Origin of the sequence: Frigoribacterium sp. Leaf164, assembly GCF_001423665.1 — a bacterium.
GTDB lineage: Bacteria > Actinomycetota > Actinomycetes > Actinomycetales > Microbacteriaceae > Frigoribacterium > Frigoribacterium endophyticum.
This window is the reverse complement of the sequence record NZ_LMOX01000003.1, coordinates 464,414-485,244: the sequence shown is the minus strand read 5'-3', so window position 1 is coordinate 485,244 and position 20,831 is coordinate 464,414. Positions and strand designations below refer to the sequence as shown.

The window sequence follows — 20,831 nt, the reverse complement described above, 5'->3', positions numbered from 1 at the left end:
CGTGAGCATCCACGACGACCCCTCGACGCCGCGTCGTCGTGGGTCGTCGGGTCGCCGGTCCGCCGACGGCGCGACCGCTGCCGCCGCAGCCTCAGCCGCCGCGGGAGGCGTGCCCCCGCGCGGCGTCAGCGGCCACGAGCAGACGATGAGCGACGCCCGGCTCGGCGCCGGCACCGGCCGCAGCGCCGAGCAGTGGTTCGCCCTCCTCGACGCGGCGGGCTCCACGACGCGGTCGCACACGCAGATCGCGCGCTGGCTGGTCGACGAGCACGAGGTGCCGGGCTGGTGGGCCCAGAGCATCACCGTGCGGTACGAGCAGGCCAGGGGGATGCGCCTCCCCGGTCAGCAGGCCGACGGCACGTTCTCGGTGTCGGTCAGCCGCAGCCTGCGCGGCGGCCAGCTCGAGCTGCTCGACCTCGCGGTCGAGCGCTTCGCCGCCTTCGCGGGCGGCCCGCCCGACTCGACGAGCCGCTCGGCGAAGCACCCCACGGCGCGCTGGCGGCTGCCGAGCGACGAGTCGCTCCTGCTCACCGTGGCTCCGCCGGTGGGCGGCAAGTGCTCCGTCAGCCTGACCCTCAGCAGGCTCCGCCTGCCCGAGCGGGTCGAACCCGTCAAGCAGGAGCTCACGAAGGCCTTCCGCGTCGTGAGCGACCGGCAGAACTGACTAGGTTGGGAGTCATGACGACCGTGGCCGCCCCGACCGTGGTCCACACGCGTGCCCCCGGCAAGATCAACGTCTTCCTGGCCGTCGGCGACCTGCAGGGCGACGGCTACCACGAGCTGGCGACCGCCTACCAGGCCGTCTCGCTCTACGAGGACGTGCGGGCGCGGCACTCCGACGACTTCACCGTGCGCGTCTCGGCGGGCCCGGGCGTCGACGTCTCCGGCGTGCCCACCGACGAGAGCAACCTGGCCATCAAGGCCGCCCGCCTCCTCGCCGCCACGACGGGCTGGGCCGGCGGCGTCGACCTCACCATCGACAAGGCCGTGCCGGTCGCCGGCGGCATGGGCGGCGGCTCGGCCGACGCGGCGGCGACCCTGCTCGCGTGCGACACCCTGTGGCAGACCGGCGTGGGGCGCGACGAGCTGCTGCGGCTCGCGGCCGAGCTCGGGGCCGACGTGCCCTTCGCCTTCGCCGGCGGCACCGCCGTCGGCACCGGCCGCGGCGACGAGCTGAGCCCCGCCCTCGCCAAGGGGCAGTTCCAGTGGGTGCTCGCCCTCGCCGACTTCGGCCTCTCGACCCCCACCGTCTACCGCGAGCTCGACGAGCACCGCCGCCGCCACCAGAGCGACATCGCGCCGGTGCGGCAGCCCGTCGTCGACGCCGGGGTGCTGCAGGCGCTGCGCGCCGGCGACGCCGGCATGCTCGCCGACAGCATGCACAACGACCTCCAGGCGCCCGCGCTGCACCTCGAGCCGGGCCTCTCCGCGGTGCTCGAGCTCGGCGAGAGCAACGGCGCGCTGGCGGGCATCGTGTCCGGCTCGGGGCCGACCGTGGCGTTCCTCACCGCCGACCTCGACAGCGCCCTCGAGCTGCAGATCGCGCTCAGCGCGGCACGCCTCACGGTGCTGCGGGCGACGGGGCCGGTGCACGGCGCCCGCGTCGTCGCCGACTGAGGCGGGCCCTCTCTGCGGGAGCCGACCGTTCTCGCCCGACCGGAGCGGGACCGGGACCGGGACCTGTCGGCTCGACCCGCGACTCCTCGACTCCTCGACTCGCGACTCCCCGACCCGCGACTCCCCGACCCGCGACCCCTCGACCCGCGATGCGAGAGAGATCCGTGCTCCCCAGACCTGAGACCGGGCCGTCCAGGCCGCGCGCGGGCCGATCACTCTCACATTGGGAGGGAGAGAGGATGGGAGCAGGAGCAGGAGCAGGAGCAGGAGCAGGAGCAGGAGCAGGAGCAGGGGCGGCGTCGGCCCGCAGCGGCGCCCGCCACCAGGGCCGCCTCGGGCGGCGCCCACCTCCGCTCAGCGCGTGTAGCGCAGCACGTTCGTGCGGGTCAGCGACCACTCCTCGTCGAGGTGGAACCCGACGCTGCCGAGCTCGTCGGTGACGCGGGGGCGCCAGTCCTGCTTGTCGCTCGTGATCAGCCAGACGACGTCGAGGTCGGCCGTGCGGTCGAGCACGTCGCCGAGGTCGTGCTGGGTCTCCCACAGGCCGTCGGTCTCGGCGCCGGGCGTCTCGAGGGTGAAGTCGGACATGCCCTCGAACGCGGCCGGGTAGGTGTCCTGGATGATCCGCGACGTGGCGTGGGGGTGACGCCGCACGGGGCCGAAGACGAGTCCCTCCGCGGTGCCGGCGGGCTCCTCCGCGCGCTCGCGGGCGACGAGGGCCGCGACCTGGTCCCAGGCCGAGGAGTCCTTGGCCTCGGGCTCGCGCTGCTCGAGCCAGCTGGGGGTCGTGAGCACGACGGCCACGAGCAGCACGAGGGCGATCACGCGCCGCCAGGGGATCGCGGCCACGGCGACGGCCATCGTCATGGCGACGGCGGGGGTGCCGAAGGTCAGGTACCGGGGCGAGTACAGCGGGTCGACGACCAGCGAGACGCCGACGAGCCCGACCGTCGGCACGATGAGCCAGGGCAGCACGACCTCGGCGAAGCCGCGCGCGGCCGGGGCGAGGCGCAGCGCCAGCACGACGAGGGTCGACGCCATCGCGAGGATCGCGAAGACGGCGAAGTTCTCGTTGCCGATGAACCACTGGGTCACCAGCACGCCGCGCAGGGTGTCGAAGTTCGGCCGCTCGATCCAGCTGACCTGCCCGTTCTGCCCCGAGATGAACCAGGCGAGCGGGAGGCAGGCGAGGCCGGCCACGACGGCGCCGCCGAACCACCCGACGAAGGCGCGGCGCGACGAGCGCACCGAGTCGCGCACCACGCCGCCGAGCTGGGTCGCGGTGCGGAGCGGCCCCGTGGCCGACCCCGCGGCGGCGCCGGCCGGCACGACGACGACCGAGCCCGTGCGGGCCCACTCGTCGACGCGCCCCACCTGGTCGCGCTGGTCATGGTGGTCGCGCACGACCCGGACGATCATCGTCACGGCGTGGCCGACGACGAGCAGCGCCAGGTAGAGGAAGAACGCGGCGGCGACGACCGCGAGCACCCCGTAGGCGACCCACCAGAGCGCCACCGAGCGACGGGTGCGGGCCACGCCGTCCTCCGAGGTGCGGCGGGCGGCCACGACGAGCACGAGGGTCAGGGCGACGGCGAACATCGCCGACAGGGCGTACGAGCGGCCCTCGCCGCCCATCCAGGTGACGCGGGGCAGCAGGCAGAACAGCAGGCCGGCCACGACGGCGGTGCGGCGGTCCACGAGGATGCGCGTGAGGGCCACCGTGAACCCGGCCGCGGCGCCCGTCGCGAGGGCGCTCGGCACGCGCAGCGACGTCGGCGAGTACGGGAAGACGTCGAACCAGAGGTGCATGAAGGCGTAGTACGTGGCGTGCACCAGGTCGACCGTGTGGATCATCGTCCAGAGCTGGCCCCAGGTGCGGGTGGCCGAGACGACCGTCGCGGCCTCGTCGTACCAGACCGAGGGCACCCCGAGGAAGGCCCCCGACACCACGGTCGCGAGCAGGCCGATGAGGACGGCGTCGGCGTGACGGGCGTGCAGGAGGCGCGCGACGGCCCCACGAGGGCGGCCGGCCGGGCGGTCGGCACGGCCGTCGGCGGTGCCGGGGGCCGTGCCGTCGGCGGTGCCGGTGGTCGGGGATACAGTGGGCGCGGCCGCGTCGCCCGCGGCTGGTCTCAGGAGGTCCGCCATGTCGTCACTGCCCCCTCTCGTGTCGTCTGTCAGGGTGTCCGCCGCGCGGGCCGTCGCCGGGCCCGAGGGGTCGGCCACCGCCCCGGAGGACGACGTGCGCTGGTCGCGCAGCGTCCGCCTGCCGGGCTTCGGTCTCGACGCCCAGGGCCGGCTGCGGGCAGCGCGGGTGCTGGTCGTGGGTGCCGGTGGGCTGGGCGCACCGGTCGTCCAATATCTCGCAGCCTCCGGTGTGGGGACGCTGGGAATGGTCGACGACGACGTCGTCGACCGCTCGAACCTACAACGTCAGGTGCTCTTCTCGCCGAACGACGTCGGCCGGCCGAAGGCCCACGTCGCGGCCGAGCGCGTCCGTGCCGCGGCCCCGGAGGTCGAGGTCGTCGTGCACCCCGTGCGGCTCACGGCCGAGACGGCGTCGCTCCTCGACGGGTACGACCTCGTCGTCGACGGCAGCGACTCGTTCGACACCTGCTACCTCGTCGCCGACGAGGCCGCGGCCCGGGGGCTGCCCGTCGTCTGGGGTTCCGTCTCCCGCTTCGACGGCCAGGTCTCCGTCTTCTGGGACGCCGCCCCCGACGGCCGCTCCGTCGACTACCGCGACCTGCACCCGGCGCCGCCCGCCTCCGGCTGGGACGAGTCCTGCGCCGACGTCGGCGTCCTCGGCCCGCTCTGCGGCACCGTGGGCGGCGTCATGGCCTCCGAGGCGGTCAAGCTACTGACGGGCGTCGGCGAGCCCCTCCTCGGCCGCGTGGTCACCCTCGACGCCCTCGGCGGCTCGTGGCGCGAGAGCCGGCTGCGGCGGGCTCCGCACCGGGCGGCCGAGCGGGAGCGCGCGGCCGCGTCCCGGCAGTGGGCCGACCCCGAGGAGTCGCGGGTCGAGCCGAGCGCGTCGGCGGGCCCGGTCGTGACCACCGCCTCCCCGGCTGCTCCTGTCGCCGCCTCGGAGGCCCGGGCGGTCGGGCCCGACGTGAGCGCCGACGACCTCGCCGAGCTGCTCACGGCGCGGGAGGAGGGCGTGGCCGAGTTCACCCTGCTCGACGTGCGGGAGCCCGACGAGCACGACTTCGCGCACCTGCCGGGCGACGTCACGGCGCCCGGCCTCGGCGTGCGGACGCGGCAGCGGCCCGAGCTCGACCCCGCGGTGCCCGTGATCGTCTACTGCGCACGGGGGCCCCGGGCACGGGCGGCCGCCGACCTGCTCGCGGGGGAGGGCTTCGACGTGGCCGTGCTCGACGGCGGCATGCTCGGCTGGCAGCTGCGCGCCGACGCCGCGGCCCGTCGCTGAGGCGGCCCGTCCCCGGCCTGTCGGCGGGGCACCCCGTCCTGGCCCGCGGCTGACGCACCACGGACGTCCTCGCCCGCTGACCGGTGGGCGGCGCCACTTCTCGAATTTGAGAGTGATCCGGTGAGAACGAGGGTCGGAGCCCCGGCCCTCCGGTGCTGGCGACCGAGATGCTCTCGTTCTGCGCTGCCGCGCGCTCGACTGAGCCGCCGCCCGACTCCGCGCCCCGCGCCGCCCGCCCGGTCGGCTCAGCCCGCGCCGCCGTACGCCCGGCTCAGCCGCCGGCGAACGGCGGCATGACGTCGACGACGTCGCCGTCCGCCACGAGCTGCTCGCGGTCGCGCGTCGTGAGCCCGTCGACGAGGAACGAGCAGCGCAGCAGCACGTCGCGCCAGTCGGCGGCCGACGTGCCCTCGACCGGCCGCACCTCGGCGAGCAGCCGCCCGACGGTCGCGCGCTCGTCGTCGGGCAGCTCGACGACCTGCTCGTCGAGGCCGACGGCCGCGCGGGCCGCCGCGAAGAACCTCAGGGTCGCTCGGGTCACGTCAGCCTCCGATGGCGCTCATCGACCGCGCGGGCTGCACGAAGTCGGGTCGGTCGATGCCGTGCGAGGCGGGCTTCGTCCACATCGCCCCGCGCCAGAGGTCGGCGAGCTCGCGGTCGTCGGCCCCAGCCCGCATCGGGTCGCGGAGCCCGGTCTCGGCGTCGCCGAACAGGCAGCTCCGCACGCCGCCCTCGGCGGTGAGCCGGGTGCGGCGGCAGTCGCCGCAGAAGGGGTCGCTGACCGAGGCGATGATGCCGACGGTGCCGGCCAGCCCGGCGTCGGCGCCGTGGCCCACGACGTCGAAGCGCTCGGCGGGTGCGCCGTCACGCGGTGCGGCGTGGGGGCTGAGCACGAAGCGCTCGGCGAGGCGCGTGCGGATGTCGAGGGAGGTGACGAAGGAGTCGCGCTCCCAGGTGTGGTCGGCGTCGAGGGGCATCTGCTCGATGAACCGCAGCTCGTGGCCGCCGGCGAGCGCCCAGGCCAGCAGGTCGGCGGCCTCGTGGTCGTTGACGCCCGGCAGCAGCACCGCGTTGATCTTGACCGGGGTGAGGCCCGCGGCGGCCGCGGCGTCGACGCCCGCGAGCACCTTGTCGAGGAAGGGGCGTCGGGTGAGCTGAGTGAAGGTCTGGGCGTGCAGGGAGTCGAGGGAGACGTTCACGCGGTCGAGGCCCGCGTCGCGGAGCGCCTGGGCCCGCTGCGCCAGGCCGATCGCGTTCGTCGTGAGCGACACGTCGGGCCGGGGCTCGAGCGCCGCGACGCGACGGACGATGTCGACGAGGTCGGCCCGCAGCAGCGGCTCGCCGCCGGTGAAGCGCACCTGCCGCACGCCGAGGTCGCGCACGCCGATCGCGACGAGGCGCACGATCTCGTCGGCGCTGAGGGCCTGGTCCTTCGGCAGCCAGGGCAGCCCCTCGGCCGGCATGCAGTAGGTGCAGCGCAGGTTGCACTTGTCGGTCAGCGACACCCGGAGGTCGCTGGCGACGCGCCCGAAGCGGTCGAGCAGGCCGGGGGCTCGGTCGGCGGAGGGGCGCGCGGGGAGGCCGGCGTCGGCGCTGCCGGCTCCGACCTCGCCGGAGCGCCGGGGGAGGGCGGGCAACCCGAGCGAGACCGTCATGCGACGACTGTAGGCGAACCACGCGGACGCCGCAGGCCGGAGGCGCGGTGACCGCGGCGCGGACCGGCCCGGTCGCGCTCCCGCCGGCTCGGCCCGGGGCCGTCGGGGGTCGTCCCGGCGAGTCGGCGGGTCCGTGTCCTCGCCGGTGCTGGCCCCCGGTGCAGCGGGGAACGCCCGTCGGTCAGCGGATCGTGACGAGGCCCGGGTCGACCGTCACCGTCACCGGGGCGCCCGCGTGCAGCACGGCGGGGTCGGCGTCGCCGAGGGGCACCTCCGCGGTGGCCAGGTGACCGCCCCGGTCGGTGGCCACCAGCACGGCCAGCCGCGAGAGACGCTGCTCGGTGCGGACGACGCGGGCGGCGAGGGCGGCGGGCGCCGCGCCTCCTGCAGGGAGGTCCCCCGGGGCGGCCACCCGGCCGGCCCCGCCGCGGCCGGGGGCGGAGAGCACCAGCGCCTCGGCCGGGAAGGCGACCCGGGGCGGCCCCGTCGCGGCCCGCGGGCGCGTCGACGTCAGCACGACCCCGCCCGGCAGCTCCGCGGTCAGCGTGCCCGGCCCCTCGTGCACCGCCGCGGGCGACCACACCGTGGCACCGGTCAGCGACGCGACGTACGGGGTGTGCGGGTCGAGCAGCACGGCGGTCGGGCTGCCGTGCTGCACGGCGGCTCCCCGCTCGAGCACGACGACCCGGTGCGCGAGGGCCACCGCGTCGACCGGGTCGTGGGTCACGAGCACCGTCGGCACGGCGACCCCGCGCAGCAGCTCGGCGAGGGCCGCCCGGAGGTCGGCCCGCGCCCCGGCGTCGAGTGCGGCGAGCGGCTCGTCGAGCAGCAGGAGTCGCGGGTCGGCCGCCAGCGCCCGCGCCACCGCCACGCGCTGGGACTGGCCGCCCGACAGCTCGCCGGGGCGACGCCCGGCCTGGTCGGCGAGCCCCACGCGGGCGAGCTCGTCGCGGGCGCGCGCCCGGGCCCGGGTCGCCGGCACGCCCCGCGCGCGGAGGCCGAAGGCGACGTTCTCGAGGGCGGTGAGGTGCGGGAAGAGGCGGTAGTCCTGGAAGACGGTGCCGACGTCGCGGTCGCGCGCGGGGACGCTGCGCGCCGGGCCCTGCGCCGCCGGCCGCCGCGCCGCCGGGCCTTGCGCCGCCCGGCCGTCCGCCTTCGCGCCACCGGCCGTCGAGCCGCCCTCCAGCGGCCGCCCGTCGAGCACGACCGCCGACCCGTCGGCCGGCAGCAGCCCGGCCAGAGCCCCGAGCACGGTCGACTTGCCGGCGCCGTTGGGCCCGAGCAGGGCGACCACCTCGCCGGGCGCGACGTCGAGGTCGAGGGCGAGCCGGAACGCCCCGCGCGCGACGTGCAGCCGCGCCGAGAGCCCGGCCCCGGCCCCGAGCTCGGCGGCCGCTGCGCCCCCGCTCACCGCGCCCCCGTCGTCAGCCACCGGTCGCGCAGCAGCAGCAGCACCCCGACGCCGACCGCGAGCAGCAGCAGCGAGATCGCGACGGCGCTCTCGGGGTCGCTCTGCTGGGCGAGGTAGACGCTCGTCGGCAGGGTCTGGGTGCGCCCGGGGAAGGTGCCGGCGAAGGTGATCGTCGCGCCGAACTCGCCGAGGGCGCGGGCGAAGCAGAGCACGGCGCCCGCCGCGACTCCCGGTGCCACGAGCGGCACCGTCACGCGCCGGAAGGCGTACCAGCGCGACGCGCCGAGCGACGCGGCGGCGGCCTCGAGCCCGCGGTCGACCCCGCGCAGGGCCCCCTCGACGCTCAGCACGAGGAAGGGCATCGCGACGAAGGTCTGCGCGATCACGACGGCGCCGAGGGTGAACGGCACGGTGACGCCGAAGGCGGCGTCGAGGGGCCGCCCGATGAGCCCCTGGCGCCCGAGCAGGTAGAGCAGCGCGACGCCGCCGACCACGGGCGGCAGCACGAGCGGCACGGTCACGACGGCGCGCAGCAGGCGACGCCACGGCGCCGCCCAGCCGTCGCTCGTCGTCAGCAGCCAGGCCAGCGGCACGCCGAGCACGAGGCTGAGGGCGGTGGCCAGCAGGGCGCTGGTCAGCGAGACCCGCAGGGCGTCGAGCACGCCCTCGCTGAGGAGTCGCGGCGCCAGCGTCGCCCACGGCGCCCGCACCAGCAGGGCGACGGCGGGCAGCACGAGCAGCGCGAGGCCGACGAGCGCGGGCACGAGCACGAGCACCGGGAGGCGGCGGTCACGGCGCCCGGGCCGCGTCGCGACCGCGCCGCGCCCCGCCCCGGAGGCCGGCCCTGCCCCGGAGCCCACCCCGGAGGCCGCCCCGGCCTCAGCCGACCCGGAAGCCGGCATCGGCGAGGGCGTCCTGCCCGGGGTCGGAGAGCACGTACGCGAGGAAGGCGTCGGCCACGGTCGGGTCGGGAGCGTCGCGCAGGCGTGCCCCGAGGTACGCCGTCGTCGGGGCGTCGGCACCGCCGACGTCGACGCCCTGCACGCGGTCGCCGGCGGCCGCGACGTCGGTCTCGTAGACGAGCGCGGCGTCGACCTCGCCCAGCTCGACCTTGGTCAGCGCGCTCTTCACGTCGGGCTCGAGGGTGGCGGGCACGACGTCGACGCCCTCGGCCTCGAGCAGCTGCCGGGCGAGCGCGCCGCAGGGCACCTCGACGGCGCAGAGCGCGACCGAGACGTCGGGGTCGGCGAGGTCGGCGAGGGAGTCGACGTCGCCCGGGTCGCCGGCCGGCACGGCGATCTCGAGGGCGTTCCGCGCGAAGGTGGTCGGCTCGCCCTCGACGAGCCCCGCGTCGACGACGGTCTGCATCGTCGCGCTGCTCGCGCTGAGGAAGGCGTCGACGGGCGAGCCGGAGACGATCTGCTGCGCGAGCGCCGAGCTGCCGCCGTAGCTCACCGTCACGGTCGTGCCGGGGTTCGCCGCCTCGAACTCGGCGGCGAGGCGGTCGACGGTCTCCGTCAGCGAGGCCGCGGCGAGCACGGTCACCTCGCCCGACAGCGCGGGCGTCGCCCGGCCCGGGGCGGTCGTGCCCGCGGTCGTGTCGTCGCCCTGACCGAGGTCGCCGGCGGAGCACGCCGTCGAGGCGGCCAGCACGCCCAGCCCGACGAGGGCGGCGGCGAGGAGGCGCGGGGCGCGTGACCGGGTCGGCATGCGACGATCCTAGGCCGACGCCCCCGACGCCCCCGGCGGCCCGGCGGCCCCGGTCGACCTCGCCGCCCCGGCGGAGCTGCCCCCGACGCCCCCGACGCCCCCGACGCCCCCGACGCCCCGGGCGCCCGCGACGCCCCTGCCCCCGAGGGCGGCACGCCCGCCCCGGCCCCGCGGCCAGCGCGGGTGGCGCAGGCGCCGGGCCCCCGCCTCCGCCAGGTCCGCCAGTCGGTCGAGCCAGCCGGCCCCGGCGCGGAGGATCGTCCCGAGCAGGATGACCAGCACCGCCGCCGCGAGCGACGACCTCTGGAGCGCCTGGCCCGGCTCGAGCTGCCGCACGAGCAGCGCGAGCGGGATCGCGAGCCACTCCCACCGCCCGGTCATGGCGACGAACGGCACGAGCAGCAGGGCGTACCAGGGGTAGCGGGGGCTGACGGCGACGAGGGTCACGCCGATCATCACGAGCTGGCCGAGCCAGGGGTCGCCGGGCGGCGTCCTGACCCACACGACGACGCCGGTGACGAGCAGCACGAGCGCGACCACGGGCGTCGCGACGGAGTCGGGGAGGTACGCCGAGGCGAAGACGAAGCGCGAGCCGTCCTCGTAGCCCTCCTCGGTGAGGTAGCCGGGCAGGTAGCCGAGCACGCCGATGCCCGTCGACACGACGTACGGCACGTAGAGCACGGCGAAGGTGACGATCGAGGCGACGATCACCCGCACCGGCTGGCGGCGCAGCAGCGCTGGCGCGGCGATGACCGGGATGAGCTTCGTCGCGATCGCGGCGCCCAGCGCGACGCCGCCGCGCCAGCCCGCGCCGCGGGCGACGAACAGCGAGGCGACGACGACGAGCACGGCGCCGAGCAGGTCGACGTGCGAGTTCGTCACGCCCTCGCCGAGCACGAGCGGGCACCAGCCCCAGAGCGCCGCCCACCGCGGGTCGAGCCCGCGCCGCCGCAGGGCGACGAGCAGGGCGGCCGTCGTGCCGAGCACGAGCAGCGCCCCGGCGAGCTGGAAGGGCAGGAACTCCACGTCGGCGGGCACCACCGAGCGCACCGCCCAGAACCACAGCTCGGCGGTCGGCGGGTAGATCGTCGGCACCTCGGGCCGGTTGATCGCGGTGCAGACCACGTCGCCGGTCTCGGTGTCGTAGGCGCGGTGGATCTGCCGGTCGGGCTGTCTGCAGCGCTGGCCGATCGTGCCGTCGTCGCGGGTGAAGTCGGCCGCGGGCGGGAAGATCCACTCCGGCCGCAGGTCGCGTAGCTCGCCGGAGTCGGGCGTGTACGTGTACGGCGAGGTGCCGGCGCCCTGCACGATGCCGTCCCAGGCGTAGCGGGCCGGGTCGGTGCTGGTGTTCGGCGGGCCCACGAGGGCGGCGCCGCCGAGCAGCGCCGTGCCGGCGAGCACGAGGGCGGTGACGGCCCGCAGGGGCACCCGTCGCAGCAGCACGACGGCGAGCACGAAGAGGGCCCAGCACGCGGCCGTCCAGAGCACGTAGGAGTCGCGGAGGTCCTTCTCGAGGAAGCCCAGCTCCAGCACGCCCCAGGCCACGGTCGCCGCCAATCCGGAGACGGCCACGGCCGCGAATAGAGTACGCACGCGACCAGTCTGGACGACTCCGCCCTGGGAGGTCGTTCCCGCACCTCGCAGAGACGGCCCCCATGAGACGACTGCTCGACACGCTCCGCACGGCGGCCTCCTCGCCGACGCGCACGGCCCGCACCGCGACGGTGCTCGGGCGGCTGCTCGGGCTGGCCTTCGTCGTCTGCCTGCTGACCGGCCTCTACAGCCACTTCCTCCAGGAGCCCGCCGCCTGGATGCGCTTCCCGACCTCGCCCGTGTGGCTGTACCAGGTGAGCCAGGGCGTGCACATCACGGCCGGCATCGCGTGCGTCCCGCTGCTGCTCGGCAAGCTCTACGCGGTCTTCCCGCAGCTGTTCCAGACGCCGCTGGTGCGGCACCCGGTGCAGCTGCTCGAGCGCGCCTCCATCGCCCTCTTCGTCGCGAGCTCGATCCTCCAGCTCGTCACGGGGCTGCTCAACACGTACCAGTGGTACCCGTGGCCGTTCCCGTTCAAGCAGGTGCACTTCGCCCTGTCGTTCGTGATCATCGGGTCGCTCGCGGTGCACATCGCGGTGAAGCTGCCGCTCATCACGCGCTACTGGCGGGCCCGCGACAGCTACGACGCCGAGGGTCGGTTCGTCGAGCCGTCGCGCGAGCTCGACCCGGCCCGCGCCGAGTTCACGGCGGCCCGCGAGCTGCGCGCCCGGCAGGCGGCCCCCGAGCCGCGGCGCGGGCAGGCCGCGGCCGCCCCGCAGCCCACGGGCCTCGTCGGTCGCGTGACCCGGTGGATCGACGGCGCGCGTGACGAGCACGACGCGCCCCGCGCCTCCGTCGTCTCCCGCCGGGCCTTCTTCACCGGCGTCGGCGTCGCCACCGGCGGGGCCGTGGTGCTGACCGCCGGGCAGTCGTTCGCCGCGCTCGCGCCGCTCAACGCCTTCGGGCCGCGGCAGGCGGGCCTCGGCCCGAACGACCTGCCGATCAACCGCACGGCCGCGGCGGCGCGCGTCCTCGAGACCGCGATGGACCCGGCCTGGCGCCTCACCGTCGCGAACGGCGACCGCGAGCTGTCGTTCAGCGCCGCCGACCTCGAGGCGATGCGGCAGGGCGACGAGCGCCTGCCGATCGCCTGCGTCGAGGGCTGGAGCCAGACGGCGGCCTGGCGCGGCGTGCGCCTCGTCGACCTGATGGGCGCCGTCGGCGCCCCGGCCGACGCCCGCCTGAAGTTCACGAGCCTCGAGGAGAAGGGCGGGTACCGCATCATGCTGATGGGCCCCGAGTACGCCACCGACCCGACCACGCTGGTCGCCCTCGAGCTGAACGGGAGCCGCCTCGACATCGAGCACGGCTACCCGGCCCGCGTCATCGCCCCCGGCCGCCCCGGCGTGCTGCAGACCAAGTGGCTCAGCCGGATCGAGGTCGTCCGATGACCGCGTCGAGCGCCGCCCCGAGCGTGCCGGCCTCGACCGGGCGTGGCGTCCGCGTCGCCCGGGCCGTGCTGCTCGTCGTCGGCGTCGCGCTGATCGGCCTCGGGGGGTACGTGCTCACCGACACGGTGAACCCGACCCGGTACGGCGGGCTGCTGGTCTGGCTGATCGGCTCGGTGATCGTCCACGACGCCGTGCTCGCGCCGCTCGTCGTCGCCGTCTCGCTCGTCGTGCGGCGGGCCGGCCGCCGGGTGCGCCCGGCCGTGCTGGCGATCGTCCAGACGACCGTCATCGTCGGAGCCGTGCTGTCGATCGTCGTCGTGCCCGAGATCATCGCGAAGGCGAAGGGCACCAAGAACGACACGGTGCTGCCGTTCGACTACGGCGCGCGGCTGGCGCTGCTCTGGCTCGTGCTCGCCCTGCTCGCCGCCGCGACGATCGCCGTCTACCTCGCGGTGACCAGGCGACAGAAGGTCCGGCCCGAGGCCGACCAGGTCTGAGCCACCCGCAGGCCCGCGGCGGCGGCGTGCCGCCCGAGGGCCTGACGGCCGACCTCGGCCCACGGGAAGGTCGCGCTCGCGCGGCCCTGCTCGTCGACGACCTGGGCGTCGTACACGACGTCGGCGCGCGCGTCGGGAGCGGTCTCGACGACGACCGAGCCGTCGGTCGACAGCACCGAGGAGGCGCGGCGCACGAGCGCGGTCGGGTCGCCCCCGATGCCGATGTTGCCGTCGAGCAGCAGGGCGACGTGCCACGACCCCTCGCCGGGCAGGCCCGCGTCGAAGACGGAGCCGGCGACGACGGGCAGGCCCGCGTCGACGGCCATCGCGACCGCGGTGACGGAGACGTCGACCCCGAGGGCGTCGAGGCCGCGGTCGACGGCGGCGCGCACCATCCGGGCGGGGCCGCACCCGATGTCGAGCACGGAGCGCGCGTCGTCGATCGTGGTGAGGTCGGCCGCGTCGGCGTCGGCGCTCCAGCGGGCGACGTCGAAGGCGGCCTGGGCGGTGCCCCGGGCGGCGTCCCCGGGGCGACCGCCCCGTTCGCGGGTGCTGCCGGGGGAGCGGACGAGCTGCAGCAGGCCCTCACGGCGGAGGGCGCGGGCGTAGGGCTCCGCGCCTCCTGATCCGAAGGTGGGGCGGGGGTCGGAGGCGATGGTCACGAGCGGGGCTCCTCGAAGCGGTGCAGCAGGCGGGCGAAGCGGGTCTCGGGGCCGGCGGCGGCGGCCAGGCGCGCGTCGTCGATCGTGTCGACGTCGGCGAGCTCGGGCAGGGTGCGCACGCGCAGGCCGGCCTCGGCGAGGCGACGCAGCTGGTGCTCGCCGGTGTCGGCGCGCGACATCGGGACGCCGCGGAGCAGGTCGCCGGTCGGTCGGGCGAGGCCGAGGGCCCAGAAGCCGCCGTCGTTGGCGGGGCCGAACCAGGCGTCGACCTCGTCGCCGGGGCCGTCGCGCCACGAGTCGAGCACGGGCGCGAGGTCGGCGGCGGTCATCTGCGGAGTGTCCATGCCGACGAGCACGGTCGGGCCGTCGACGGCGTCGAAGAGCGCCCCGAGCCGTTCGTCGAGGTCACCGCTGGTCTGGGGGATCACATCGAGGTCTTCGGAGCCGGGCGGCGTCCGGTTGCCGTCGAAGAGCAGGACGCGTCGCGTGGCGGGCAGCGCGCGGAGCACGTCGAGGGTGTCCTGGATCGCCGCGGCGGCCAGCTCGGCCGCCTGCTCGAGGCTCAGGGGCGGGTGCAGCCGCGTCTTGACCCGGCCGGGGACGGTCTCCTTGCAGATCAGCACCAGGGTGGTCACCGGCCCACCTCGCGCAGCAGTCGCGACATGTCCTTCACGGCGACCCAGGTGCCGCGGATCGTGCCCGTGACCTTGCTGCGGCCGACCCGCGGGGCGTAGGGGGCGTCGAGCTCGACGATGCGCCAGCCGGCCTGCGAGCCGCGCAGCACCATCTCGAGCGGGTAGCCGCTGCGGCGGTCGACGAGGCCGAGGCCGAGGAGGCCCTCGCGGGAGGCGACTCGCATCGGCCCGAGGTCGTGCAGGGCGACGCCGGAGGCGCGGCGCATCAGGCGGGCCAGCACCAGGTTCGCGAGGCGGGCGTGCAGCGGCCAGGCGCCGCGCGTGGTCGGGCGTCGGCGGCCGAGCACCAGCTCGGCGTCGCCCGCGAGGACGGGGGCGGCGAGGGCGACCAGGTCGCCCGGGTCCATCGAGGCGTCCGCGTCGCAGAAGGCGACCCACGGGGCGGTGGCGGCCTCGAGGCCGGCGTGGGCGGCCGCGCCGAAGCCGCGCCGCGACTCCTCGACGACGAGGGCGCCGTGCTCGCGCGCGACGGCGGCGGAGCGGTCGGTCGAGCCGTTGTCGACGACGATCGCGCGCCAGCCCTCGGGGATGCGCGTGAGCACCCAGGGCAGCGCTCCCTCCTCGTCGAGGCAGGGCAGCACGACGTCGACCAGGGGAGAGCTCATCCTCCCGACTGTAGAGAGCCCGCCTTGGGAACGGCCGGTGCCGCCCCGAACGGGGTGCGCGCCTGTCCGCCCAGCGCTGTCGGCGGCGGTGGGACGCCCCCCGCCGCCGCGTGACCGGGCCCAGGGTCAGCCGGCGACGGCCGCCCGCAGGGGCGCGGTCGCGAACTCGCGCATGCCCTCCTCGAACGACACGCTCGGGCTCCAGCCGAGCTCGTCGCGCAGCCGCTCCGACGACGCCGTGACGTGCCGCACGTCGCCCGCGCGGTACTGCCCGGTGACGACCGGGGCGGGGCCGCCGGCCTCGCGGGCCAGCGCCTCCGCCATCTCGCCGATGGTGTGCACGGTGCCGCTGCCGACGTTGAAGGCGCGGGAGGTCTCGGGCTCCTGCCCGGCCGTCCAGTCGAGCGCCGCGAGGTTCGCCGACGCGACGTCGCGCACGTGCACGAAGTCGCGGCGCTGGGCGCCGTCCTCGTAGACGCGCGGCGCCTCGCCCCGCTCGAGCGACGAGCGGAAGAGCGAGGCCACGCCGGCGTACGGCGTGTTCTGCGGCATGCCGGGCCCGTAGACGTTGTGGTAGCGCAGGGCCGCCGCGCGCCCGCCGGTGCTGCGGGCCCACGAGGTGGCGAGGTGCTCCTGCGTCAGCTTCGTGATCGCGTAGACGTTGCGCGGGTCGAGCGGCGCCTCCTCCGAGATGAGCTGCGGCTGCAGCAGCTCGCCGTGCTCGTCGCGCGGGTCGAAGACGCCCGCGTCGAGGTCGGCGACGCGGCGGGGCGCCGGGCGCTCCGTCTCGCCGGTCGACGTGCGGTAGCTGCCCTCGCCGTAGACGACCATCGACGAGGCGACGACGAGACGGCCGACGCCGGCCCTGTCCATCGCCGCGAGCAGCACGGCCGTGCCGTGCTCGTTGCTGTCGACGTAGTCGGGGGCGTCCTGGAAGTCGACGCCGAGCCCCACCTTCGCGGCCTGGTGGCAGACGGCGTCGACCCCGACGAGCGCGGCGTCGACGGCGGCGGCGTCGCGCACGTCGGCGTGCACGAACTCGACGCGCGGGTCGAGCGACGGGGGCCCGCCGTGCACGTCGGGGCGCAGCGAGTCGAGCACGCGCACCGTCCAGCCCCGGTCGAGCGCCTGCGCCACGATCGCGGAGCCGATGAACCCGGCCCCGCCCGTGACGAGCAGCCGGCCGGGGGCCGACGGGTCGCGGGTCGCGTCGCTCACGACCGGGCCGCCGCGACGGGCCGTGCGAGCACCTCGGCCACGGCCGCCGCCGGGATCAGCTCGCGCGGCTCGTAGTCGGCCGGCAGCGCCGCGACGATGGACTCGATGGCGGCGACGATGCGGGGCTGGGCCGCGGCGAGGCGCTCCATGACGAGGCCGTGGCTGACGGCGTCGTCGTCGGTGCCCTCCTCGGGCGAGATGCCGGCGTCGCTGTCGGTGACGAACGACAGGTTGACGGCGCCCATGCCGAGCTCCATCGTGAGCGGCACCTCCGGGTACATCGTCATGTTGATCGTGTGCGCGCCCGCGGCGCGGAACCACAGCGACTCCGCCCGCGTCGAGAAGCGCGGCCCCTGGATGACGACGCAGGTGCCGGTCGCGGCGAACGGCTCGCCCTGCTGCTCGAGGGCGGCGACGGCCGCGGCGCGCAGCACCGGGTCGAACGGGTCGGCCGCGACGAGGTGCTGCACCGAGCCCGCGACGTCGAAGAACGTGTCGGGGCGGCCCCAGGTGCGGTCGATGAACTGGTCGGTGACGACCATCGTGCCCGGCGGGTACTCCGGGCTGACCCCGCCCACGGCCGACGACGAGACGACGGCCTTCGCGCCGAGCGACGCGAGCGCCCAGACGTTCGCGCGGAAGTCGATGCGGTGCGGCGGCACCGAGTGGCCCTTGCCGTGCCGCGTGAGGAAGGCGACCGTCTTGCCGCCGAGCTGCCCGACCGTGACCTCGCTCGAGGTGGGCCCGTAGGGCGTCTCGACGACGTGGCTCGTGGCCGTGCCGGGGGCGAACAGCGAGTAGAGGCCCGAGCCGCCGATCACGGCGACGTCGACGCGGGGCAGGCCCGCGGCGTCGGGCGCGGCGGAGCCGGCGGGGGAGGAGGAGGTCGAGGAGTCGCGGTGCGCGTCGGTCGTGTCGGTCACGCTCGCTACGCTACTGGCGACCACCGCGAGAGGAGCCGAGTGCGCACCGTCGAGCAGCACCGCCACGACGTCGAGGCCCTGGTGAGGGACGCCCTCGCCGACCGTTCCCCCGAGGTCCTCCGCGTCGATCCCGCCCTCCTCGCGGCGGAGCCAGAGCGGTACCGCCGCCGCGTGCTCGCCGCGCCCCTCGCCGCGCCGATCGACCTGCCGCCCTTCGCGAACTCGCAGATGGACGGCTTCGCCGTGGGCGCTGCCGACCTGGGGGGCGCGGGGCCGGTCGACCTCGTCGTCGTCGAGCCGATCCCCGCGGGGCGGACGGGCCCGCGACTCCTGCCCGGCACGGCCGCGCCGATCATGACGGGGGCGCCGGTGCCCGAGGGCGCCGTCGCGGTGGTGCCCGTCGAGCGGGCCCTGCCCGCGGCCTTCCCCGAGCCCGGCACGGCGGCCCGCGTCGTGCTGCCCGGCGACGTCGCCCCCGGCACGTTCGTGCGGGCGGCCGGCAGCGACGTGGCCGCCGGCGCCGTCCTGCACGAGGCGGGCACGGTGCTGACGCCCGCCCGCTGGGGGGTCGTCGCCGCCGCGGGCCTCGCCACGGTGGAGGTGCTGCGTCGCCCGCGGGTGCTGCTCGTCTCGACGGGGGAGGAGCTCGCCGAGCCCGGCTCGGCGCTCGCGCCGGGCACGATCCACGACGCGAACGGCGCGAGCCTCGCCGCGGCCCTCGGCGACGTCGGCGTCGACGTGCGGGTGCGCCGCGTCTCCGACGACGCCCGGGCGCTGCTCGCCGTGGTCGCCGCCGCGGCCGACGACGTCGACCTCGTCGTCACCACCGGCGGGGTCAGCGCCGGGGCCTACGAGGTCGTGCGCGACGCCTTCGAGGCCGCCGGGGTCGTGTTCTCGTCGGTCGCGATGCAGCCGGGCGGGCCGCAGGGCCTCGGGCGTCTCCGGCTCGAGGGCCGGGCGGCCGCCCTGCCGGTCGTCTGCTTCCCCGGCAACCCGGTCAGTGCGCTGGTGTCGTTCGAGGCGTTCCTCCGCCCCGTGCTCCAGGCCGAGACGTCGGCGGGCACCCCGCGTCGGGCGTGGTCGGCCCCGATGGCCGAGGCGGCCGAGTCGCCCGTCGGCAAGCACCAGCTGCGCCGGGGCCGGCTCGACGACGACGGCCGGGTCCGGTTCGTCGGCGGCCCGGGCTCGCACCTGCTCTCCGCCCACGCGGCAGCCTCGCTGCTGGTGCACCTCCCGGTCGGGGTCGACCGGGTGCAGCCGGGCGACGAGGTCGTAGTCTGGGCCCTCGACGACTGAGGGGCCCGCGATGACCGACGACCACTACCGCCTCCGCCCGGCCTCCTCCTCGCCCGTGGCGCCCGGCGGCCTCACCCACGTGCGGGCCGACGGCACCGCGCACATGGTCGACGTGACCGAGAAGCCCGAGACGACGCGCGAGGCCTCCGCCCAGGCCGTGATCACGACGCGGCCCGACGTCGTCGCCCAGCTCAGCGACGGCACCCTGCCGAAGGGCGAGGCCCTCGGCACCGCCCGCATCGCCGGCATCATGGCCGCGAAGCAGACGCCCGCGCTCATCCCGCTCTGCCACCCGCTGCCGCTCGGCGCGATCTCGGTCGACTTCGAGGTCGGCCGCGACCGCGTCACGGTCGTCGCCCGCGTGGCGACCCGCGGCGTGACGGGGGTCGAGATGGAGGCGCTGACCGCGGCCACCGTCGCGGCCCTGACCCTCTTCGACATGATCAAGGCCGTCGACCACCTCGCCGTGATCGGCGACGTGAAGGTGCTCGAGAAGTCGGGCGGCACCTCGGGGCGCTGGTCGCGGTGACCACCCTGCCGGTGCGCCGCGTCGCGGTCGTCGTGGCCTCCACCCGGGCCGCCGCCGGCCGGGCCGACGACCTCACCGGGCCCGTGATCCGGGCCTGGGCCGAGGCCCGCGGCTGGGACGTCGCCGAGCCCGTCGTCGTGGCCGACGGCCCGCCCGTGGGCGCGGCGCTCGCCGCGGCGCTCGCCGACGGCCCCGACCTCGTCGTCACGACCGGCGGCACCGGGCTGACGCCGACCGACCGCACGCCCGAGCAGACCCGCCCCCTGCTCGACCTCGAGGTGCCGGGCGTCGCGGAGGAGCTGCGCCGCCGCGGCCTCGCCGCCACCCCCACGGCCGTCCTCTCCCGCGGCGTCGCCGGCGTCGCGGGCCGCACCTTCGTCGTCAACCTCCCCGGCTCGCGCGGGGGAGTGCGCGACGGCCTCGCCGTGCTCGACGAGATCGTCGACCACGCCCTCGACCAGATCTCCGGAGGCGCACATGACTGACGACGACGGCCCGCTCTCCGAGACGGCCGGCCCCGACGACGACGTCCCCGTGCCGGGCGGCCCGAGCGGGCGGGTCGTGCTCGCCGAGGTGGTCTCGACCGAGCTGTCGGCCACCGAGTGCTCCGTGATGGTCTCGAGCCGCGCCTCCGGGGCGGTGGTGGCCTTCGCCGGGGTGGTCCGCGACCACGACGACGGCCGGGGCGTGACGGCCCTGCACTACGAGGCGCACCCGTCGGCGGGCGACGTCATGGCCGATGTCGCCGAGCAGATCGCCGCGCGGCACCCCGAGGTGACGATCGCCGTGCAGCACCGGGTGGGCGACCTCGACGTCGGCGACCTCGCGCTGGCCTGCGCGGTCGCGTCGGCGCACCGGGCCGCCGCCTTCGTCGCGTGCTCCGACCTCGTCGACCTGGTCAAGGAGCGCGTGCCGATCTGGAAGCGCCAGGAGTTCACCGACGGCACCGACGAGTGGGTCGCCTCGCTCGGCTGACCGTGCGGCGGCCGGTCCAGCTGGGCCGCACTACTCTTCTCAGGTGGCACATCTACTGGCGCGCTGGAGCTGAGGCGTCGCGGAGCGGCGCGCGACGCCAGCGCCGAGGGAGCCTGCGACCGAGGGTCCAGGTGAGCCGCACTACTCTTCTCAGGTGGCACATCTACTTGGAGCAGAGAACCTCCGGCTCGAGTTCCCGACGAAGGTCGTCCTCGACGGCGTCACCCTCGGCATCGACGAGGGCTCCCGGATCGGCGTCGTCGGGCGCAACGGCGACGGCAAGTCGACGCTCATGTCGGTGCTCGCCGGCCGGCTCGAGCCCGACGACGGCCGCGTGACGACCCGCCGCGGCCTCACCATCGGCATGCTCGACCAGCGCGACGTGCTGCCCGAGCACGAGACCGTCGGCGCGATGATCGTCGGCGACCGGGAGGAGCACGAGTGGGCGGGTGACGCCCGCATCCGCGACGTCATCTCCGGCCTCGCCAGCGACATCCCGTGGGAGGCCACCCTCGGCGACCTCTCCGGCGGCCAGCGTCGCCGTGTCGCGCTCGCCACCCTGCTCGTCGGCGACTGGGACGTCCTCTTCCTCGACGAGCCCACCAACCACCTCGACGTCGAGGG

Annotated in this window: 21 protein-coding genes and 1 pseudogene; 10 read left to right on the top strand and 12 right to left on the bottom strand. The window is 76.4% G+C overall.

What is annotated here, in order from left to right; all coding sequences use genetic code 11:
* Position 1: 1 nt before the first annotated feature.
* Both ASF82_RS10280 and ASF82_RS10275 read left to right on the top strand, forming a co-directional pair.
* Complete coding sequence (locus ASF82_RS10280) at positions 2–664, top strand: DUF4287 domain-containing protein (RefSeq protein WP_200931996.1); 663 nt, start codon at positions 2–4, stop codon at positions 662–664.
* 14 nt (positions 665–678) lie between these two features.
* Positions 679–1,617: a 4-(cytidine 5'-diphospho)-2-C-methyl-D-erythritol kinase gene (locus tag ASF82_RS10275; RefSeq protein ID WP_056056739.1), complete on the top strand. Its 939-nt coding sequence runs from the start codon at positions 679–681 to the stop codon at positions 1,615–1,617.
* Between the two features lie 354 nt (positions 1,618–1,971).
* Here ASF82_RS10275 and ASF82_RS10270 read toward each other — a convergent pair whose 3' ends face one another.
* Positions 1,972–3,765: a hypothetical protein gene (locus ASF82_RS10270; protein WP_082514555.1), complete on the bottom strand. Its 1,794-nt coding sequence runs from the start codon at positions 3,763–3,765 to the stop codon at positions 1,972–1,974.
* Here ASF82_RS10270 and ASF82_RS10265 point away from each other — a divergent pair.
* Positions 3,764–5,047 carry a ThiF family adenylyltransferase gene (locus tag ASF82_RS10265; protein WP_082514554.1) on the top strand — a complete coding sequence of 428 codons (1,284 nt, stop codon included), beginning with the start codon at positions 3,764–3,766 and terminating at the stop codon, positions 5,045–5,047. The two genes, ASF82_RS10270 and ASF82_RS10265, sit on opposite strands and share 2 nt — an antisense overlap.
* Before the next feature lie 271 nt (positions 5,048–5,318).
* On the opposite strand, the gene ASF82_RS10260 is transcribed toward ASF82_RS10265, so the two are convergent.
* The 6 genes from ASF82_RS10260 to ASF82_RS10235 form a co-directional block, all read right to left on the bottom strand.
* The gene (locus tag ASF82_RS10260) at positions 5,319–5,588 is read right to left on the bottom strand and encodes a MoaD/ThiS family protein (protein WP_056056735.1); all 270 of its coding nucleotides are present in this window, start codon (positions 5,586–5,588) and stop codon (positions 5,319–5,321) included.
* Between the two features lies 1 nt (position 5,589).
* Positions 5,590–6,702, bottom strand: a complete 1,113-nt coding sequence (moaA, locus tag ASF82_RS10255; protein ID WP_056056734.1) for a GTP 3',8-cyclase MoaA — start codon at positions 6,700–6,702, stop codon at positions 5,590–5,592.
* Positions 6,703–6,883: 181 nt separating this feature from the next.
* Positions 6,884–8,113 carry an ABC transporter ATP-binding protein gene (locus ASF82_RS10250; protein WP_056056731.1) on the bottom strand — a complete coding sequence of 410 codons (1,230 nt, stop codon included), beginning with the start codon at positions 8,111–8,113 and terminating at the stop codon, positions 6,884–6,886.
* Positions 8,110–9,015, bottom strand: coding sequence for an ABC transporter permease (locus ASF82_RS10245; protein WP_082514552.1), 906 nt, complete (start codon positions 9,013–9,015; stop codon positions 8,110–8,112). Before ASF82_RS10245 ends, ASF82_RS10250 begins: the two co-directional genes overlap by 4 nt.
* Positions 8,993–9,823: a molybdate ABC transporter substrate-binding protein gene (modA, locus tag ASF82_RS10240; RefSeq protein ID WP_056056728.1), complete on the bottom strand. Its 831-nt coding sequence runs from the start codon at positions 9,821–9,823 to the stop codon at positions 8,993–8,995. The genes ASF82_RS10245 and modA overlap by 23 nt, the downstream gene beginning before the upstream one ends.
* A gap of 9 nt (positions 9,824–9,832) precedes the next feature.
* A complete protein-coding gene (locus ASF82_RS10235; protein WP_156370074.1) occupies positions 9,833–11,416 on the bottom strand; it encodes a glycosyltransferase family 87 protein in 1,584 nt (527 codons plus the stop codon).
* 62 nt (positions 11,417–11,478) lie between these two features.
* On the opposite strand from ASF82_RS10235, the gene ASF82_RS10230 reads away from it, so the two are divergent.
* Entirely contained in the window at positions 11,479–12,807 is a 1,329-nt protein-coding gene (locus ASF82_RS10230) for a molybdopterin-dependent oxidoreductase (protein ID WP_056056724.1), read from the top strand.
* Positions 12,804–13,304 (top strand): hypothetical protein, encoded by a 501-nt coding sequence (locus ASF82_RS10225; protein ID WP_056056722.1) that lies wholly within the window; start codon positions 12,804–12,806, stop codon positions 13,302–13,304. Before ASF82_RS10230 ends, ASF82_RS10225 begins: the two co-directional genes overlap by 4 nt.
* On the opposite strand, the gene ASF82_RS10220 is transcribed toward ASF82_RS10225, so the two are convergent.
* From ASF82_RS10220 to ASF82_RS10200, 5 genes are all read right to left on the bottom strand, one after another.
* On the bottom strand, positions 13,250–13,966 hold the full coding sequence (locus ASF82_RS10220; protein WP_235491258.1) for a bifunctional 2-polyprenyl-6-hydroxyphenol methylase/3-demethylubiquinol 3-O-methyltransferase UbiG: 717 nt from the start codon (positions 13,964–13,966) through the stop codon (positions 13,250–13,252). The two genes, ASF82_RS10225 and ASF82_RS10220, sit on opposite strands and share 55 nt — an antisense overlap.
* Positions 13,963–14,601 (bottom strand): DUF2064 domain-containing protein, encoded by a 639-nt coding sequence (locus ASF82_RS10215; RefSeq protein WP_056056720.1) that lies wholly within the window; start codon positions 14,599–14,601, stop codon positions 13,963–13,965. Before ASF82_RS10215 ends, ASF82_RS10220 begins: the two co-directional genes overlap by 4 nt.
* Positions 14,598–15,266 carry a glycosyltransferase family 2 protein gene (locus ASF82_RS10210; RefSeq protein ID WP_056056718.1) on the bottom strand — a complete coding sequence of 223 codons (669 nt, stop codon included), beginning with the start codon at positions 15,264–15,266 and terminating at the stop codon, positions 14,598–14,600. Before ASF82_RS10210 ends, ASF82_RS10215 begins: the two co-directional genes overlap by 4 nt.
* A gap of 126 nt (positions 15,267–15,392) precedes the next feature.
* On the bottom strand, positions 15,393–16,484 hold the full coding sequence (locus ASF82_RS10205) for an NAD(P)-dependent oxidoreductase (protein ID WP_056056716.1): 1,092 nt from the start codon (positions 16,482–16,484) through the stop codon (positions 15,393–15,395).
* Positions 16,481–17,407: an MTAP family purine nucleoside phosphorylase gene (locus ASF82_RS10200; RefSeq protein ID WP_082514551.1), complete on the bottom strand. Its 927-nt coding sequence runs from the start codon at positions 17,405–17,407 to the stop codon at positions 16,481–16,483. Before ASF82_RS10200 ends, ASF82_RS10205 begins: the two co-directional genes overlap by 4 nt.
* Positions 17,408–17,446: 39 nt before the next feature.
* Here ASF82_RS10200 and glp point away from each other — a divergent pair, with 39 nt between their 5' ends.
* From glp to ASF82_RS16355, 5 genes and pseudogenes are all read left to right on the top strand, one after another.
* A complete protein-coding gene (gene glp / locus ASF82_RS10195) occupies positions 17,447–18,703 on the top strand; it encodes a gephyrin-like molybdotransferase Glp (protein WP_056056714.1) in 1,257 nt (418 codons plus the stop codon).
* A gap of 10 nt (positions 18,704–18,713) precedes the next feature.
* Positions 18,714–19,232, top strand: coding sequence for a cyclic pyranopterin monophosphate synthase MoaC (gene moaC, locus ASF82_RS10190; protein WP_056056712.1), 519 nt, complete (start codon positions 18,714–18,716; stop codon positions 19,230–19,232).
* The gene (locus ASF82_RS10185) at positions 19,220–19,717 is read left to right on the top strand and encodes a molybdenum cofactor biosynthesis protein B (RefSeq protein ID WP_197981390.1); all 498 of its coding nucleotides are present in this window, start codon (positions 19,220–19,222) and stop codon (positions 19,715–19,717) included. Before moaC ends, ASF82_RS10185 begins: the two co-directional genes overlap by 13 nt.
* The gene (locus tag ASF82_RS10180; RefSeq protein WP_082514550.1) at positions 19,710–20,207 is read left to right on the top strand and encodes a molybdenum cofactor biosynthesis protein MoaE; all 498 of its coding nucleotides are present in this window, start codon (positions 19,710–19,712) and stop codon (positions 20,205–20,207) included. Before ASF82_RS10185 ends, ASF82_RS10180 begins: the two co-directional genes overlap by 8 nt.
* A 154-nt stretch (positions 20,208–20,361) precedes the next feature.
* Positions 20,362–20,830, top strand: a pseudogene (locus ASF82_RS16355) (ATP-binding cassette domain-containing protein); the annotation flags it as partial.
* Between the last annotated feature and the right edge of the window lies 1 nt (position 20,831).

Excerpts from the sequence above, each read along its gene's own strand:
- ASF82_RS10210 (WP_056056718.1), bottom strand. The coding sequence starts at position 15,266 with ATGAGCTCTCCCCTGGTCGACGTCGTGCTGCCCTGCCTCGACGAGGAG.
- ASF82_RS10245 (WP_082514552.1), bottom strand. The coding sequence starts at position 9,015 with ATGCCGGCTTCCGGGTCGGCTGAGGCCGGGGCGGCCTCCGGGGTGGGC.
- ASF82_RS10180 (WP_082514550.1), top strand. The coding sequence starts at position 19,710 with ATGACTGACGACGACGGCCCGCTCTCCGAGACGGCCGGCCCCGACGAC.
- ASF82_RS10230 (WP_056056724.1), top strand. The coding sequence starts at position 11,479 with ATGAGACGACTGCTCGACACGCTCCGCACGGCGGCCTCCTCGCCGACG.
- modA (WP_056056728.1), bottom strand. The coding sequence starts at position 9,823 with ATGCCGACCCGGTCACGCGCCCCGCGCCTCCTCGCCGCCGCCCTCGTC.
- moaA (WP_056056734.1), bottom strand. The coding sequence starts at position 6,702 with ATGACGGTCTCGCTCGGGTTGCCCGCCCTCCCCCGGCGCTCCGGCGAG.
- ASF82_RS10225 (WP_056056722.1), top strand. The coding sequence starts at position 12,804 with ATGACCGCGTCGAGCGCCGCCCCGAGCGTGCCGGCCTCGACCGGGCGT.
- ASF82_RS10270 (WP_082514555.1), bottom strand. The coding sequence starts at position 3,765 with ATGGCGGACCTCCTGAGACCAGCCGCGGGCGACGCGGCCGCGCCCACT.
- moaC (WP_056056712.1), top strand. The coding sequence starts at position 18,714 with ATGACCGACGACCACTACCGCCTCCGCCCGGCCTCCTCCTCGCCCGTG.
- ASF82_RS10265 (WP_082514554.1), top strand. The coding sequence starts at position 3,764 with ATGTCGTCACTGCCCCCTCTCGTGTCGTCTGTCAGGGTGTCCGCCGCG.
- ASF82_RS10275 (WP_056056739.1), top strand. The coding sequence starts at position 679 with ATGACGACCGTGGCCGCCCCGACCGTGGTCCACACGCGTGCCCCCGGC.